19 protein-coding genes are annotated in these 13,295 nt (G+C 65.8%); 14 read left to right on the top strand and 5 right to left on the bottom strand.

Going from position 1 to position 13,295, the window contains the following annotated elements; genetic code table 11:
* Nucleotides 1-23 precede the first annotated feature (23 nt).
* Entirely contained in the window at nt 24-1,727 is a 1,704-nt protein-coding gene (gene kdpA, locus N2604_RS12175) for a potassium-transporting ATPase subunit KdpA (RefSeq protein ID WP_260374885.1), read from the bottom strand.
* Between the two features lie 112 nt (nt 1,728-1,839).
* A complete protein-coding gene (locus N2604_RS12170; RefSeq protein WP_260374884.1) occupies nt 1,840-1,929 on the bottom strand; it encodes a K(+)-transporting ATPase subunit F in 90 nt (29 codons plus the stop codon).
* Nucleotides 1,930-2,358: 429 nt separating this feature from the next.
* On the opposite strand from N2604_RS12170, the gene N2604_RS12165 reads away from it, so the two are divergent.
* The 10 genes from N2604_RS12165 to N2604_RS12120 all read left to right on the top strand — a co-directional run bounded on the left by N2604_RS12165 (nt 2,359) and on the right by N2604_RS12120 (nt 8,182).
* Complete coding sequence (locus tag N2604_RS12165; RefSeq protein WP_260374883.1) at nt 2,359-2,826, top strand: hypothetical protein; 468 nt, start codon at nt 2,359-2,361, stop codon at nt 2,824-2,826.
* A gap of 16 nt (nt 2,827-2,842) precedes the next feature.
* Nucleotides 2,843-3,121 carry a hypothetical protein gene (locus N2604_RS12160; protein WP_260374882.1) on the top strand — a complete coding sequence of 93 codons (279 nt, stop codon included), beginning with the start codon at nt 2,843-2,845 and terminating at the stop codon, nt 3,119-3,121.
* A gap of 132 nt (nt 3,122-3,253) precedes the next feature.
* Nucleotides 3,254-3,508: a hypothetical protein gene (locus N2604_RS12155; RefSeq protein ID WP_260374881.1), complete on the top strand. Its 255-nt coding sequence runs from the start codon at nt 3,254-3,256 to the stop codon at nt 3,506-3,508.
* 23 nt (nt 3,509-3,531) lie between these two features.
* Entirely contained in the window at nt 3,532-4,449 is a 918-nt protein-coding gene (gene dapA / locus N2604_RS12150) for a 4-hydroxy-tetrahydrodipicolinate synthase (RefSeq protein ID WP_260374880.1), read from the top strand.
* A 25-nt stretch (nt 4,450-4,474) separates the two neighbouring features.
* Nucleotides 4,475-4,873 carry a hypothetical protein gene (locus N2604_RS12145; protein WP_260374879.1) on the top strand — a complete coding sequence of 133 codons (399 nt, stop codon included), beginning with the start codon at nt 4,475-4,477 and terminating at the stop codon, nt 4,871-4,873.
* Nucleotides 4,874-4,985: 112 nt separating this feature from the next.
* Nucleotides 4,986-5,174 (top strand): hypothetical protein, encoded by a 189-nt coding sequence (locus N2604_RS12140; RefSeq protein ID WP_260374878.1) that lies wholly within the window; start codon nt 4,986-4,988, stop codon nt 5,172-5,174.
* Between the two features lie 40 nt (nt 5,175-5,214).
* Nucleotides 5,215-5,592, top strand: coding sequence for a hypothetical protein (locus N2604_RS12135; RefSeq protein WP_260374877.1), 378 nt, complete (start codon nt 5,215-5,217; stop codon nt 5,590-5,592).
* A 98-nt stretch (nt 5,593-5,690) separates the two neighbouring features.
* Nucleotides 5,691-5,819 carry a hypothetical protein gene (locus N2604_RS12130; RefSeq protein WP_260374876.1) on the top strand — a complete coding sequence of 43 codons (129 nt, stop codon included), beginning with the start codon at nt 5,691-5,693 and terminating at the stop codon, nt 5,817-5,819.
* 119 nt (nt 5,820-5,938) lie between these two features.
* Nucleotides 5,939-6,574 (top strand): uracil phosphoribosyltransferase, encoded by a 636-nt coding sequence (upp, locus tag N2604_RS12125; protein WP_260374875.1) that lies wholly within the window; start codon nt 5,939-5,941, stop codon nt 6,572-6,574.
* Between the two features lie 33 nt (nt 6,575-6,607).
* On the top strand, nt 6,608-8,182 hold the full coding sequence (locus tag N2604_RS12120; protein ID WP_260376211.1) for an AMP-binding protein: 1,575 nt from the start codon (nt 6,608-6,610) through the stop codon (nt 8,180-8,182).
* Between the two features lie 6 nt (nt 8,183-8,188).
* On the opposite strand, the gene N2604_RS12115 is transcribed toward N2604_RS12120, so the two are convergent.
* A complete protein-coding gene (locus N2604_RS12115; RefSeq protein ID WP_260374874.1) occupies nt 8,189-9,355 on the bottom strand; it encodes an acyl-CoA dehydrogenase family protein in 1,167 nt (388 codons plus the stop codon).
* A 147-nt stretch (nt 9,356-9,502) separates the two neighbouring features.
* Between N2604_RS12115 and N2604_RS12110 the strand changes: the two genes are divergently transcribed.
* Together N2604_RS12110 and N2604_RS12105 are read left to right on the top strand one after the other, a co-directional pair.
* Nucleotides 9,503-9,955 carry a MaoC family dehydratase gene (locus tag N2604_RS12110; protein ID WP_260374873.1) on the top strand — a complete coding sequence of 151 codons (453 nt, stop codon included), beginning with the start codon at nt 9,503-9,505 and terminating at the stop codon, nt 9,953-9,955.
* Nucleotides 9,955-10,806, top strand: a complete 852-nt coding sequence (locus N2604_RS12105) for a CoA ester lyase (protein WP_260374872.1) — start codon at nt 9,955-9,957, stop codon at nt 10,804-10,806. The genes N2604_RS12110 and N2604_RS12105 overlap by 1 nt, the downstream gene beginning before the upstream one ends.
* 34 nt (nt 10,807-10,840) lie before the next feature.
* Here the strand turns inward: N2604_RS12105 and N2604_RS12100 are convergent, their stop codons facing one another.
* Nucleotides 10,841-11,227, bottom strand: a complete 387-nt coding sequence (locus N2604_RS12100; RefSeq protein WP_260374871.1) for a hypothetical protein — start codon at nt 11,225-11,227, stop codon at nt 10,841-10,843.
* A 263-nt stretch (nt 11,228-11,490) separates the two neighbouring features.
* On the opposite strand from N2604_RS12100, the gene N2604_RS12095 reads away from it, so the two are divergent.
* Both N2604_RS12095 and N2604_RS12090 read left to right on the top strand, forming a co-directional pair.
* The gene (locus tag N2604_RS12095; RefSeq protein ID WP_260374870.1) at nt 11,491-11,709 is read left to right on the top strand and encodes a hypothetical protein; all 219 of its coding nucleotides are present in this window, start codon (nt 11,491-11,493) and stop codon (nt 11,707-11,709) included.
* Entirely contained in the window at nt 11,706-11,882 is a 177-nt protein-coding gene (locus tag N2604_RS12090; protein WP_260374869.1) for a hypothetical protein, read from the top strand. Before N2604_RS12095 ends, N2604_RS12090 begins: the two co-directional genes overlap by 4 nt.
* A 293-nt stretch (nt 11,883-12,175) precedes the next feature.
* Here N2604_RS12090 and N2604_RS12085 read toward each other — a convergent pair whose 3' ends face one another.
* Nucleotides 12,176-13,282 carry a trypsin-like peptidase domain-containing protein gene (locus N2604_RS12085; RefSeq protein WP_260374868.1) on the bottom strand — a complete coding sequence of 369 codons (1,107 nt, stop codon included), beginning with the start codon at nt 13,280-13,282 and terminating at the stop codon, nt 12,176-12,178.
* Between the last annotated feature and the right edge of the window lie 13 nt (nt 13,283-13,295).

The raw sequence follows: 13,295 nt of genomic DNA, 5'->3' as shown, positions 1-13,295 counted from the left end.
GAGGTCACTCCGAAAAAGCGGAATCAGAAGACGTTTCCGGCGTTCATCGCAAGATGCTCGACGACGGGACCGAGTGCGAGCGCCGGGAAGAAAGTCAGGCCGCCGATGATCAGGATGACGCCGACGACGAGGCCGACGAACAGGCCGCCCGTGGTCGGAAAGGTCCCCATCGACGGGGGGATCGATTTCTTCTCCGCGAGCGATCCTGCGATCGCCATCGCCGGCACGATCATCAGGAAGCGGCCGACGAACATCGCGGACGCGCCCGTTAGGTTGTAGAACAGGGTGTTCCCGGTCAGGCCGGCGAAGGCGGAGCCATTGTTGGCGGTCTGCGACGTGTAGGCATAGAGCACTTCCGAGAAGCCGTGCGGGCCCGCATTCGCCATCGAGGCGACGCCGGTGGGCAGCACGCCCGCGACGGCCGACCAGCCCAGGATCATCAGCGGCAGGATCAGGATCGCAAGCATCGCCATCTTGACTTCGCGCGCCTCGATCTTCTTGCCGACATATTCCGGCGTGCGGCCGACCATCAGGCCTGCGACGAAGATCGCGAGCACGACGAACAGCAGCATGCCGTACATGCCGGCGCCGACGCCGCCGACGATGATCTCACCTAGCTCCATGTTGATCAGCGGGATCATGCCGCCGAGCGCGGTGAAGCTGTCGTGCATGGCGTTGACCGCGCCGCACGAGGCGGCGGTGGTGATCACGGCGAACAGCGAGGACGCGGCGATGCCGAAGCGGACTTCCTTGCCCTCCATGTTGCCGCCGGTCAGTCCCAGCGCGTGCAGCGTCGAGGCGCCCTGAGCTTCCGCCCAATAGGCGACGGCGACGCCGGCGACGAACAGCACGCCCATCACCGCGAGAATCGCCCAGCCCTGGCGCTGGTTGCCGACCATGCGACCGAACACGTTGGTCAGCGCCGCGCCGAGCACGAAGATCGACAGCATCTGCACGAAATTCGACAGTGCGGTCGGATTCTCGAACGGATGCGCGGCATTGGCATTGAAGAAGCCGCCGCCATTGGTCCCGAGCATCTTGATCGCGACCTGCGAGGCCACCGGGCCGACCGCGATGGTCTGCTTGGCGCCCTCGAGCGTGGTCGCTTCGACATAGTCTCCGAGCGTTTGCGGGATGCCCTGCCAGACCAGGAACAGCGTGAAAACGACGCAGATCGGCAGCAGGATGTAGAGCGTGCAACGGGTCACGTCGACCCAGAAGTTGCCGATCGTGCGCATGGACGCGCGGGCAAAGCCGCGGATCAGGGCAACGGCGAGCACGATGCCGGTGGCCGCCGACAGGAAATTCTGGTGCGTCAGGCCGACCATCTGAGTCAGATAGGACAGCGTGCTCTCGCCGCCGTAGTTCTGCCAGTTGGTGTTGGTGATGAAGGAGATCGCGGTGTTGAAGGACAGATCCTCGGCGACCGCGGACTGGCCGGCCGGATTGAACGGCAGCACGGCCTGCAGCCGCATCAGGCCGTAGATGATGAGGAAGCCGCCGACATGGAACAGCAGCATGGCGACCGTGTAGGTCAGCCAGTGCTGCTCGCGCTTCTCGTCGACGCCGGAAATCCAATAGATACCGGCCTCGATCGGGCGCAGGACAGGCGACAGCAAGGTGCGCTCGCCGTTGAACACGCGCGTCATGTACCAGCCGAGCGGCTTGGTCAGCGCGACCACGATCGCGCAGTAGAGAATGATCTGGAACCAACCGATCACAGTCATGGCATCAACCCTTCAGGCATTGTGTCCGGCGCAATAGCGGCAGGAGCAGCGCAAGCAGGCCGGCGACGAGCATGGCGTCCGCCAGCAGCAATTCGATAAGCAGCAGCATGGGTCAGAACCGTTCGGGCCGCAGCAGTGCGTAGGTGAGGTAGACCAGGAGGCCCAACGAGACGACGCCGGCGAGGGCATAATCGAAGATCATGGTCCGCCCCCTCACAGCCGTTCGCAGGCATAGGTGTAGCCGATCGCAAGGGCGAATAGAGCGAAGCCCAGCGCCAGCATCAGAATGTCCATCATGGGGATGCTCCTCGTTGCGTCTACTCGCGACGCAACTGTTCCGTAGATTTCGGCGGGCACCCTTGCGGTAAATCAACTGGTCAACGTGCCGCGAGGCCCGGTCGGGATTTCACGCGTGTGAGGTGCCACCGCGGCCATAGGTTTTCGAGATGAGGCCTATGACGACGTTATAGGAATCTCATAAAGACCGGCCCCGTCCTGGCGGGCGGCCACTGCCCGTCCACTTATGGAATCCCTATATCGCTCGCCCGATCCCCATCTCGTTTTCAAATGCGCTTCCCGCCATCTTGGCGAGGCCGGCCGACTGACCGACGCCAATTCCAGGTGGCCTGACATGACCGCCGCTCTCCACCCGCTCGATCTCCCCTCGCTCGCCGAGCGGCTGCGCAAGGCACATGCGATGACGCGGCCGCTGATGCTCGACATCGTCGGACACGCCTGCCGGCGCATCCCCTCGCTCGGAAACAGCGAGCGCACCGCGCGCCTCGCGCGCCTGGTCGATGTCGGGGCCTGGGCCGATGCTGCGCTGGTTCTGATCGAGCTGGAGCTGCCGATGTGGCAGGTCCGCCGCATCGCTTACGATGACGGTGAGTGGCATTGCGCGCTGTCGCGTGAGCGCGAGCTGCCGGACTGGCTGGACGCCGCGGTCGAGGCGCGCCATGCCGACCTTGCGCTCGCCCTGATGTCGGCATTCCTCGAGGTGCGGGCGCTGACGGCCGAAATATCGCGGCCGAGCGTTCCGTCCGTCCGTCCGATGCTGGATCCGCTTTACGAGCCGGTCGCCTGCGACCATTTCGGCTAGGCCCGCCCGGCGGACGATGTCGCAAGCTCCGGACATGCCGCGCACGCTGAGCCCGTCGCGCGTGATGGCGCGCTTCGCCGTGCGTCTCGCCTTGCTCACAGGCTTTGCCGCATTCGGCAGCGTCGGTTTCGGCCGCAGCCTCGCTGTCCTGCTCTGGATGTCGGTCGTCTTGTGCGCGCTCGCCGGCCTTCTCAGGCGCGAACCTCCGTTCGGCGCAGCACTCAATCATTGGGACGAAGCTGTCGCCTTCGGCGCGCTGTTCGCGCTGGTCCACATCGCCAGCGGCGTGGCCTGAGCTTTCCGGCTTTATGATCTTCCTATGAGATCGCCCCGCGCTCGCCCTCGAAATCATATTCGCGACTGAGGATATTGAGCACGCCGGCAAGGACGTGCTCCGAGGCCGGCATCGTTCGGAAGGAATAAACCCGTGAAACTCGTCGAACCTCCCTCGTGCAGCTCCCCTTCAGCCATCGTGTTCATCGGCCGCAACCGCCAAGGACAATGGGTCGCGCAGGAGCAGAACGGCCTCTATGGCGGCCTGTTCGTCAGCCGCGCCCAGGCCATCAAATATGCGCTGTTCGAGAACGGGCAGCATGCGGAAACCATCGTCGAGCTGCCGCGCGAGATCGAGCTCGACATGGGCAAGAGCCCCAGCACCATCGTCGCGCAGCGCGCCGCCTGAACCGGCGCCAACAGGCGAAAACCATGCTTGTCCCTCCCGCTGCCTGGTTCACCGGATTCATTCCCGACCTGCCGACCCCGTTCGACGCAGCAGATGCGATCGATCTCAAGGCGTTCGCGGTGCTGTGCGAGCGACAGGTCGCGGCCAGCGCTCCCGCCATCGTGGTCTGCGAGACGGCCGGCGAGGCATCGACGCTCTCGCCGGCCGAGCAGGAGCTCGTCATCCGCACCGCGGTCGACGTCGCCCGGGGACGCGTGCGAATCATCGCAGGCGTGGTCTGCAACGCAACCAGCCGCGCCATCGAGCTGGCGCGGCGCGCGGAAGCCGCCGGCGCCGATGCCGTCATGTCGGTCGTGCCCGCCTACAACAAGCCGATGCAGGAGGGCATGCTCGCGCATTTCCGCGCCATCGCCGGTGCGATCGGACTGCCCGTGATCCTGCACGATAGTCCATCCCGCACGCTGCGCCCGCTCGCCGACGAGACGCTTCTGCACCTGATCGAGTCCCGCCAGATCGTCGGCCTGCGCGACGGGAGTGGTGACATGACCCGTCCGATGCGGCTGTCCCGCAACTTGCCGGCTAGTTTTCGCTTTCTCTCCGGCGACGACGCCACCGCGTTCGGTTTCATCGCGAGCGGCGGCGACGGCGCGATCTCGGAGGTCGCCAACATCGCTCCGGATCTCTGCCGCACGATCTTCTCGCACGTCAGACAGGGCCGGCTGCAATCCGCCCGTTATCTGCACAAGCGCCTGATCCCGCTGATCGCCTGCCTGTCCGGGGAAAGTCCGGCTGCGCTCAAGTATGCACTCAGCGTCCTGGGCGTGATGTCGGCCGCCACCCGGCTTCCGATCGTGCCGCTGGACGCAGCCGCGCAGAGAGGCGTGGTGCGCGCATTCGCTGCGATCGCCGATGAGGAATTGATCGACAGCGTCGGAGCCTGACGTACCGAGGCCGTCCGGACAACGCATGCCCGACCCGCTCGATGGATCTCACAGGCTGCTTTACGCCTGGAAGCTGGCGCTGCTGCGCTTTGCCGTGACGCGGGATGAGTCCGACAGGCTCAACGTTGCGGCGCTTGCGGCCGAGCTCGACCGCCTCAATGGGCGGCATGCCGCCGACGAGACGTTCCACTTCTTCCGGCGAACCAGTTCGCAGCTTTGCGCGGCCATCGGCGGGCAGCTACAGAATACTGCAGACATCCTGGACCGCTTCTGCAAGCAGATCGAAGAGCCGCGGCTGCGCCTCGCCTTTGCCGCGGCGGTCGGCATCACGCATTCGGATCCCGCGCCGTCTCAGGTCTCCCGACCGAAGCGGAACCCGGATCTCTTCAGAGGGCTTCCGGCGCGAGGGCCGGCGTCTTTATGACATTCCTATGCGGGCACGCCGGCGCTCATCTCGCAATCCTACGCAACGATCGACATCATAACGGGCAGATCGGAGCGGCCGTCTCGCCGCGCCAAGGACGAGGGCTTCCACAATGTCGATTCTGACAGATGACTTTGACCGGCCCTTCGGAGCCGAACGCACGGCGCGCATCTCCGAATCGCGCAAGGCCCAGCTCAAGCGCATCGCGTTCCAAGCGCTTGGCCTGCTCTCGATGGGCAGCGTGCTCACCGCGCTGATCGCGCTGAGAGCCGCCATCCATATCTGGCATCTCCCCTCCTGACCGGCATTGCAGACGTCATGACATGTGTGAGGAGGCCGCCATGGCCGCGATCGCCTTTCAAGCCGTGCACCGCCTGCCGGAATCGCGAACGACCGCGCCTGACATCGGCGCGACCACAGCACTCAATCCACTCGATCCTGATGTCGTCAGTGCCGCCATTCCCGCTTTCTTCATCGGGCGTAACCGGGCCGGGCTCTGGGTCGCTCGCGAAGCGAAGGGGCGCGCCGGAGGTCTCTTCCTGTTCAGGAGCTCGGCGATCGATTTCGCCAACCGGCAGAGCGCACCGGCACGTTGCGCGCTGGTGTTTCCGTCCGAGACCTTCGAACTCGACGTCGCGAACCAGGGCAATGCGCTGGTCGCGCTGGCGGCGCGATGGCTGGACGGGGTGAAGCGGCGCCTGGCAGGCTTTGCGAGGTAACGAAATGGTCGAGCTCAAGATCGTCATCCTGGTCGCATTGATGGGCGCCTTGCTGCTCGGCATGCGCGTCACCGCGAACCCGGCCTCGGAAGGCTAGGATGCAGCCCTTCAAGGGAAATCTGGAGCAGGCCGTCACTGTGACCATTCTGACGGTGACGCTGAGCCTGATCTGGGGCAGCATCCTGACGCTCGTGATCACGCTGCTGGCGCGCGGCCTCGGGGTCTAGCTCCTCACCTCCGCCTCGATCAGCCGCCCGGTTGAGGCCGGCTATCCCGCGGAAAAGGCGTTGCCTAAAAGTACCTGGCCGATCTGGCGCAGTTTCACGGAACCGTGTAGAGCGGTTTCATGAGCACCAGCAACGTCAACGTCGTCGCCCACCCCCTGGTCCAGCACAAGCTCTCCCTGATGCGGGAGAGGGACCGCTCGACCAAGAGCTTTCGCGAGATCCTGAACGAGATCGGGATGCTGCTCGGCTACGAGGTGACGCGCGACCTGCCGCTGGAGCTGGTCGAGATCGAGACGCCGATTGCGGCCATGCAGGCGCCGAAGATCGCCGGCAAGAAGCTCACGCTGGCGCCGATCCTGCGCGCTGGCGTCGGCTTCCTCGACGGCATGCTGGCGCTGATGCCCTCGGCACGCATCGCCCATATCGGGCTCTACCGCGACCCCGAGACGTTGCAGGCCGTGGAATATTACTTCAAAGCACCGCAGGACCTGTCCGACCGCACCGTGATCCTGATGGATCCGATGCTGGCGACCGGCAACTCGGCCTGCGCCGGCGCGTCCCTGCTCAAGGCGCGCGGCGCCCGCGACATCCGCTTCGTCTGCCTGCTGGCCGCGCCCGAGGGCATCGCCCAGTTCCAGAGCGAGCATCCCGACGTGCCGATCTGGACCGCCGCGATCGACGAGCGGCTCAACGACCACGGCTACATCGTGCCCGGCCTGGGCGATGCCGGTGACCGGATGTTCGGCACCAAGTAGACAGGTTGGCGCGATCGGGTTAGTCCGATGGCCATGAGCTCCAACGACGTTTCGCTGCAATCGCTGCTCCAGCTTAAGACCGCGGCCGATTCTGCTTTGGTCTTCGACGGCATGCCCGTCTCTCGCGCGGAATTTTCGGCGAAGATCGACCAGACCGCCGCCTGGCTTGCCGCGCAAGGCATCGGCAAGGGTGACGTCGTCGCGGTCTGGCTGGTCAACCGGGTCGAATGGCTCGCACTGCTGTTCGCCGCCGCACGGCTCGGCGCGGTCGTCGCCGCCGTCAATACGCGCTATCGCAGCGCGGAAGTCGCGCACCTGCTCAAGCTATCAGGCGCGAGGCTCTTGGTGGTCGAGGCGGCATTCCGCGCGATCGACTTTGCCGCCATCCTCGCCGATGTCGCCGAGGCCGAGGTGCCCGCGCTGCAACGGCTGGCCGTGGTCGGCGCGGACGCGATCGCGGCGTACTGGCCCTGCGTGCGGTTCGATGCGTTCGAGACGCCCTACCCGCCGGCTCCGCTGCCCCAGGATGATGTCGACCTGCCCGTGCTGCTCTACACCACGTCGGGCACCACCAAGGGGCCGAAGCTGGTCGCGCATTCGCAAGCGACGCTGGCGACGCACGCCGCCTCCGTCGCCCACGCGCTCCAGCTCGATCCCCACCGTCATTCGCTGCTGGCGATGCTGCCGTTCTGCGGCACGTTCGGCATGACGAGCCTGCTCGGTTTCCTCGCGGCGGGTGCAACCATTCATGTGCTCGATGCCTTCGAGGCGGCGCCGGCGCTGAAAATCCTCAGCACGGAGCGGATCACGCATTCCTTCGGTTCGGACGAGATGTTCCGGCGCATCCTCGCCCTCAGCGATGCGCCGCGCCCGTTTCCGCATCTCGAAGTCTGCGGCTTCGCCGCGTTCCAGCCCGGCTGGCGCGAGCTCGCAGTGGAGGCGGAAGCGCGCGGCCTGAAGCTGTTCGGCCTCTACGGCTCGAGCGAGGTGCAGGCGCTGTTCTCGATCGGCCGCCCCGCTGATGCCTTTGCCGATCGGATCGAGGGCGGCGGCTGGCCGATGTCGCCGGAGGCGAAAGTCCGCGTGCGCGACGTCGAGACCGGCGAGCTTGCGGCCAGCGGCGTCTCCGGCGAGATCGAGATCAGCGCGCCCTCGCGCTTCCTCGGCTACTTCAACAACCCGGAGGCGACGCGCGAGGCGATCACCGCCGACGGCTTCTTCCGCACCGGCGACATCGGCCGGCTGCGCGGCGACGGGTCGTTCGTCTACGAGACCCGCGCCGGCGATGCGATGCGGCTCGGCGGCTTCCTGGTCGCGCCCGGTGAAATCGAGGACGAGCTCAAATCCTGCGCCGGTATCGCCGACGCCCAGGTCGTCGCAGTCGATCTCAAGGGGCAGGCGCGCTGCGTCGCCTTCGTGATCCCGGCTGGAGAGCCACCGCGACAGGAGGCGCTGACCGCGCGTCTGCGCGAGCGGCTCGCCGGCTACAAGGTGCCGGCGCGGATCTATGTCGTGAACGCCTTCCCCGTCACCGACAGCGCCAACGGCGTGAAGATCCAGCGCGCCAAGCTTCGCGCCATGGCGATGGAACGGATCGCCGCGGAATAGACCCGTTCAGTACGACTTCGCGAGCCCCAGCACCTTTTCCGCGATGAAGCTGAGCGCGAGCTGCGGGCTGACCGGCGCGATGCGCGGGATCAGCACCTCGCGCAAATAGCGCTCGACGTGAAATTCCTTGGCATAGCCGAAGCCGCCATGGGTCATCACCGCCTGCTCGCAGGCCGAGAAGCCCGCTTCCCCCGCCAGATATTTCGCCGCATTGGCCGCCGCGCCGCAGGGCATGCCCTTGTCGTACTGCCAGGCCGCCGACATCACCATCAGCCAGGCCGCCTCGAGCTCGACCCAGTTCACCGCGAGCGGATGCTGGATGCCCTGGTTCTTGCCGATCGGGCGATTGAACACGACGCGCGTCTTGGCGTATTCGGTCGCGCGCGACAGCGCGAGCTTGCCGAGTCCAACGGCTTCCGCCGCAATGAGAATGCGCTCCGGGTTCATGCCTTCGAGGATGTACTCGAAGCCTTTGCCCTCCTCGCCGATGCGATCCTTCATCGGGATTTCGAAGTCCTCGAAGAACAGCTCGTTGGAATCGACGATCTTGCGGCCCATCTTCTCGATCTCGTGGACCTTGATCCTGTTGCGATCGAAATCGGTGTAGAACAGGCTGAGGCCGTGGGTCGGCGAGCGCACCTCTTCCAGCGGCGTGGTGCGCGCCAGCAGCAAAATCTTGTGCGCGACCTGCGCGGTCGAGATCCAGACCTTCTGACCGTTGACGATGTAGCGGTCGTTCTTGGCGACTGCACGGGTCTTGAGCTGCGTGGTGTTGAGGCCGGTGTTCGGCTCGGTGACGGCGAAGCACGCCTTCTCGCGGCCCTCGACCATCGGCGGCAGCATGCGCCTGCGCTGCTCCTCGGTGCCGAACACGACGACGGGATTGAGCCCGAACACGTTGATGTGCACCGCCGAGGCACCGGACATGCCGGCGCCCGACTCGGCGATGGTGCGCATCATGATCGCAGCTTCCGTGATGCCGAGCCCGGAGCCGCCATACTCTTCCGGCACGCAGATGCCGAGCCAGCCGGCATCCGCCAGCGCCTTGTGGAAGTCGTGCGGGAATCCGCCGTCGTGGTCCTTCTTCAGCCAATAGGCGTCGGGAAAGCCTTCGCAGATCTTGGCGATGGCGTCGCGAATGGCTTCCTGCTGATCGGTGAGCGCGAAATCCATGGCCTTGATCTCCCTTCGCCAAGCGTTCTTTAGCTCGAAAAACCGCATGCAGATACGTGAATTTGCCTGCGAAGTGTGTCTACCATGCATAGGGTCATGCGGCGCAGGGTTACGAATGCGCCGTTATTTCGCAGGGAGGAAACCGCGATGGCCGGACTTTATTTCGAGGACTTTTCCGTGGGCCAGGAGTTCAGGCATCCGCTGACCCGGACCGTCACGGAGATGGACAACACCATGTTCAGCCTGCTGACGCTCAACCCGCAGCCGCTGCACATCGACGCGCATTTCGCCGAGAAGACCGAGTTCGGCCAGCGTATTTTCAACAGCCTTTACACCCTCGGCATCATGATCGGGATGACGGTCTATGATACGACCCTGGGCACCACCGTCGCCAATCTCGGCATGACCGACGTCACCTTTCCAAAGCCGGTCTTCCATGGCGACACGTTGCGGGCGACGACGAAGGTGCTCTCGTTGAGGGAATCCAAATCGCGGCCAAGGGCCGGCATCGTCGAGTTCGAGCATCATGCCTTGAACCAGAACGACGAGATCGTCGGCACATGCCGCCGCATGGCGATGATGCACAGGAGGCCGGTCTGATGCGTTCAATGCTGTTCGTGCCGGGCGATTCCCCGCGCAAATTCGAGAAGGCGAGCGAAGGCAAGGCCGACGCGCTGATCATCGATCTCGAGGATTCCGTCGTCACCGAGAAGAAGGCGGAGGCGCGCGAGCTCACGCTCTCGATGCTGAAGAGCCGCCCCGGCCCGCATCAGCTCTATGTCCGCGTCAATGCGCTCGACACCGGCATGACGCTGGCCGATCTCGCCGCGGTGATGCCGGGCAGGCCTGACGGCATCGTGCTGCCGAAATCCCAAGGCGGCGACGACGTGCGGCAGGTCGCGACCTGGCTCGAAGCTTTGGAAGCCGCGTCCGGCATCGCGATCGGCGCCACCCGCATCGTCTGCGTCGCGACTGAGACCGCCGGCTCGATCTTCGGGCTCGGCAGCTACAAGGGCTGCTCCCCTCGCCTCGCCGGCCTGATGTGGGGCGCGGAGGATCTCTCCGCCTCGCTCGGCGCCACCGAGAAAGCGAGCGGCGGCGTATTCCACAGCCCCTACCGCCTGGCGCGCGATCTCTGCCTGATGGCGGCGGCCGCGGCCGAGGTCGCGCCGATCGACACGGTTTACACCGACATCGACAACCTCGCCGGCCTCGAAGCCGAAACGCGTGCGGCACGGCGCGACGGCTTTTCGGCCAAGGCGCTGATCCACCCCAAGCATGTCGACATCGTCAACGCGGCCTTCGCGCCGACGGAGGCCGAGCGCGCCTGGGCGGAGAAGGTGATCGCAGCATTCGCGGGCAATCCCAATTCCGGCACGCTGCGGCTCGACGGCCAGATGATCGACAAGCCGCACCTTCGCGCCGCGAAGAAGATTCTCGGCCAATCCTAGGTCGGCGTAGGCTGCGGCTTGAGGCTGGACGGCTTCAGTCGAATCCCTGAACGGGCGGTGCCGGCGCTTGCGCCGGTGCCGCGGGCGCGGCTTGAACCGGCGGAGCCGGATTGCCGGCAGCTCTCATCTGACCGTTGGCGGCCATTGCCTCGCGCGTGCGCGACGGGCTGCCGGTCGCGGCGGCGCGACGCGGCGGCGGCTGCCGGTGCCCTGCCGACTGCGAGCCTCTCAGGCCCCAGGAACGGGCGATCGAGGGTCCGGCCGTGTAGCCGATCAAGGCGCCGGCGACCGCACCGACCGGGCCCAGCACCACCGCACCCGAGACCGCGCCGAGCGCCGCATCGCCCGCGCGCTCCTGCGCGAGCGCACTCGCGGGCACGCAGGCCAGCATTGCGACAGCAGTGATCAGTGCCTTGTTCATCGGAGCGCCTCCCTCGCGACAGATCACTCCTGCTCAAATATGGCCACACGAGGTTCGCTTGCCGGCCAACAAAAGGCAATCGCGCCCGGAACCCGCCGTCCGGACAGTTCGGTTGGCCGATCATCGACTCCAGAGCCAGCAACGAGGACGGGCCCGCCAACATCTTGACACCGTTCACCCGCTGCCTATTTTTTTCGCCGAGAAGAGACCTTCTCATCCTCGCACAACCAAAGGATCTAACGCGACCGTCTGGAGAGACGACGATGCTCGATGAGAATCTGGCCCGCATCCGTGCGCACCGCAACAACATCCACCGCTACCGGCGCCTGCTGAAGACCAGACTGTCGCAGCTCGAGCGCCAGTTCATCGAGAGACGCCTCGCCGAGGAGCAATCGGCGCTCGATGGCCTGGCCGCAGCGACCTTTCCCGTCGGCTTCCGCGCCGCCGAAACGCCGGCTGGCGCAATGGGGATGGCGCAATGAACAGCCAGCGCGACCTGCCGATCCGCGGCAGCGAGAAAGTCATCGGCCATTACGAGCTGCTTCTTGCCAGCGCCAAGAGCGAGCACGAGCGCGAGCTCTATCGCCAGCGCATCGAACGCGAGCGGCGGCTGATCCAGGACCTGCAAGGCGAATGGGATCACCGCGCGGCCTGAGCCGAGTGATCACACGCCCCCTGACCACCGCAGGCAGGCTATCGCAATTGAGAGCCCTTCCCCGCGGCCATCCTTCGAGACGCCCGCTTGAGGCGGGCTCCTCAGGATGAGGACGGAGTGTGTGGCTGCAGTTTCAAGAGGCACTGGCGCTGATGAGCCTCATCCTTGAGGAGGCGCGTCAGCGCCGTCTCGAAGGACGGGGCGTGCGCACCGGCCGCCGCTACAACTCATGTGCGATAGCCCTGCCAGCGCAGGGGGCGAACCGCTCCCCGCGGTTCGTCCCCGCATTCGTTTCAGCGGACGAGGCGATTGGGGCCTGCGAGCGCGCTGCTCGGCGCGGCTGCGGGCGCCACTCTCACCGTGGCGGTGAACGGCGCACCGTTGCGCAGCAGCGTGAGCTTCACGTCCTCGCCGATCCGCGCCAGGCCGATCGTGTTGCGGAGCTGGGCGGCAGTGCGGATCGGGCGGTCATCGGCGCCGGTCACGATGTCACCCTTGCGCAGCCCCGCCTTCTCTGCGGGCGAATCCGCCGCAATCTCGGCGATGACGGCGCCCTGATTCAATCCCTTGTTGACCGACGGATGCAGGTCCTTCAGCGAGATGCCGATGCGGCCGCGCTCGACGCGGCCGCTCACGATGATCTGCTCCATCACCTTGCGCGCCATGTTGACCGGAATGGCAAAGCCGATGCCGACATTGCCGCCCGCGGGCGAGATGATCGCCGAGTTGATGCCGACGAGCTCGCCGCGCAAGCTGACCAGCGCACCGCCGGAATTGCCGGGATTGATCGCCGCGTCGGTCTGGATGAAATCCTCATAGCCCTGCTTGCCGAGGCCGGTGCGGCCCAGCGCGCTGACGAGCCCTGAGGTCACGGTCTGGCCGAGGCCGAAGGGATTGCCGATCGCAAGGACGAAATCGCCGACATCGAGCCCGTCGCTGTCGCCGAAGGCAAGCGCCTTGAGCCCGACCGGGTTCTGGACCTGGAGCACCGCGACATCCGTGGGCGGATCGCGGCCGATGACCTTGGCGGAGAACTGCCGGCCGTCCTTGGTCGTGATCTGAACGGGGGAGGTGCCCTCGACCACGTGATTGTTGGTCAGCACATAGCCGCGCTGGGCGTCGACAATCACCCCGGAGCCGGTCGCATTGACCTCCTTCTCGATCTGCCGGGGAACGTCGAAAAATTCGCGGAAGAGCGGATCGCGATAGAGCGGATTGTCCTCGCGCACGCGGCCGTGCACGGAAATGTTGACCACGGCCGGCGTCACCTGGCGCACCAGCGGCGCCAGGGTCGGCACGGAGCCGCCGGTCTTCAGATCCGGAATCTGGCCGGCGGCAGGGTGCGATGCCGTGAGCGTCAGCATCAGCAAGGCCAGGAACAGCAGACGCACAGCATTCATCATCGTCACCCTG

It is taken from the genome of Bradyrhizobium sp. CB1015 (genome assembly GCF_025200925.1).
Lineage (GTDB): Bacteria > Pseudomonadota > Alphaproteobacteria > Rhizobiales > Xanthobacteraceae > Bradyrhizobium.
This window is presented reverse-complemented; position numbering and strand designations above follow the sequence as displayed.

Coding starts and splice junctions, on each gene's coding strand:
- upp (WP_260374875.1), top strand. CDS start 5,939: ATGAGCACCAGCAACGTCAACGTCGTCGCCCACCCCCTGGTCCAGCAC.
- N2604_RS12140 (WP_260374878.1), top strand. CDS start 4,986: ATGTCGATTCTGACAGATGACTTTGACCGGCCCTTCGGAGCCGAACGC.
- N2604_RS12120 (WP_260376211.1), top strand. CDS start 6,608: ATGAGCTCCAACGACGTTTCGCTGCAATCGCTGCTCCAGCTTAAGACC.
- kdpA (WP_260374885.1), bottom strand. CDS start 1,727: ATGACTGTGATCGGTTGGTTCCAGATCATTCTCTACTGCGCGATCGTG.
- N2604_RS12135 (WP_260374877.1), top strand. CDS start 5,215: ATGGCCGCGATCGCCTTTCAAGCCGTGCACCGCCTGCCGGAATCGCGA.
- N2604_RS12115 (WP_260374874.1), bottom strand. CDS start 9,355: ATGGATTTCGCGCTCACCGATCAGCAGGAAGCCATTCGCGACGCCATC.
- N2604_RS12145 (WP_260374879.1), top strand. CDS start 4,475: ATGCCCGACCCGCTCGATGGATCTCACAGGCTGCTTTACGCCTGGAAG.
- dapA (WP_260374880.1), top strand. CDS start 3,532: ATGCTTGTCCCTCCCGCTGCCTGGTTCACCGGATTCATTCCCGACCTG.
- N2604_RS12085 (WP_260374868.1), bottom strand. CDS start 13,282: ATGAATGCTGTGCGTCTGCTGTTCCTGGCCTTGCTGATGCTGACGCTC.
- N2604_RS12095 (WP_260374870.1), top strand. CDS start 11,491: ATGCTCGATGAGAATCTGGCCCGCATCCGTGCGCACCGCAACAACATC.
- N2604_RS12160 (WP_260374882.1), top strand. CDS start 2,843: ATGTCGCAAGCTCCGGACATGCCGCGCACGCTGAGCCCGTCGCGCGTG.
- N2604_RS12110 (WP_260374873.1), top strand. CDS start 9,503: ATGGCCGGACTTTATTTCGAGGACTTTTCCGTGGGCCAGGAGTTCAGG.
- N2604_RS12100 (WP_260374871.1), bottom strand. CDS start 11,227: ATGAACAAGGCACTGATCACTGCTGTCGCAATGCTGGCCTGCGTGCCC.
- N2604_RS12165 (WP_260374883.1), top strand. CDS start 2,359: ATGACCGCCGCTCTCCACCCGCTCGATCTCCCCTCGCTCGCCGAGCGG.
- N2604_RS12090 (WP_260374869.1), top strand. CDS start 11,706: ATGAACAGCCAGCGCGACCTGCCGATCCGCGGCAGCGAGAAAGTCATC.
- N2604_RS12105 (WP_260374872.1), top strand. CDS start 9,955: ATGCGTTCAATGCTGTTCGTGCCGGGCGATTCCCCGCGCAAATTCGAG.
- N2604_RS12170 (WP_260374884.1), bottom strand. CDS start 1,929: ATGATCTTCGATTATGCCCTCGCCGGCGTCGTCTCGTTGGGCCTCCTG.
- N2604_RS12130 (WP_260374876.1), top strand. CDS start 5,691: ATGCAGCCCTTCAAGGGAAATCTGGAGCAGGCCGTCACTGTGACCATT.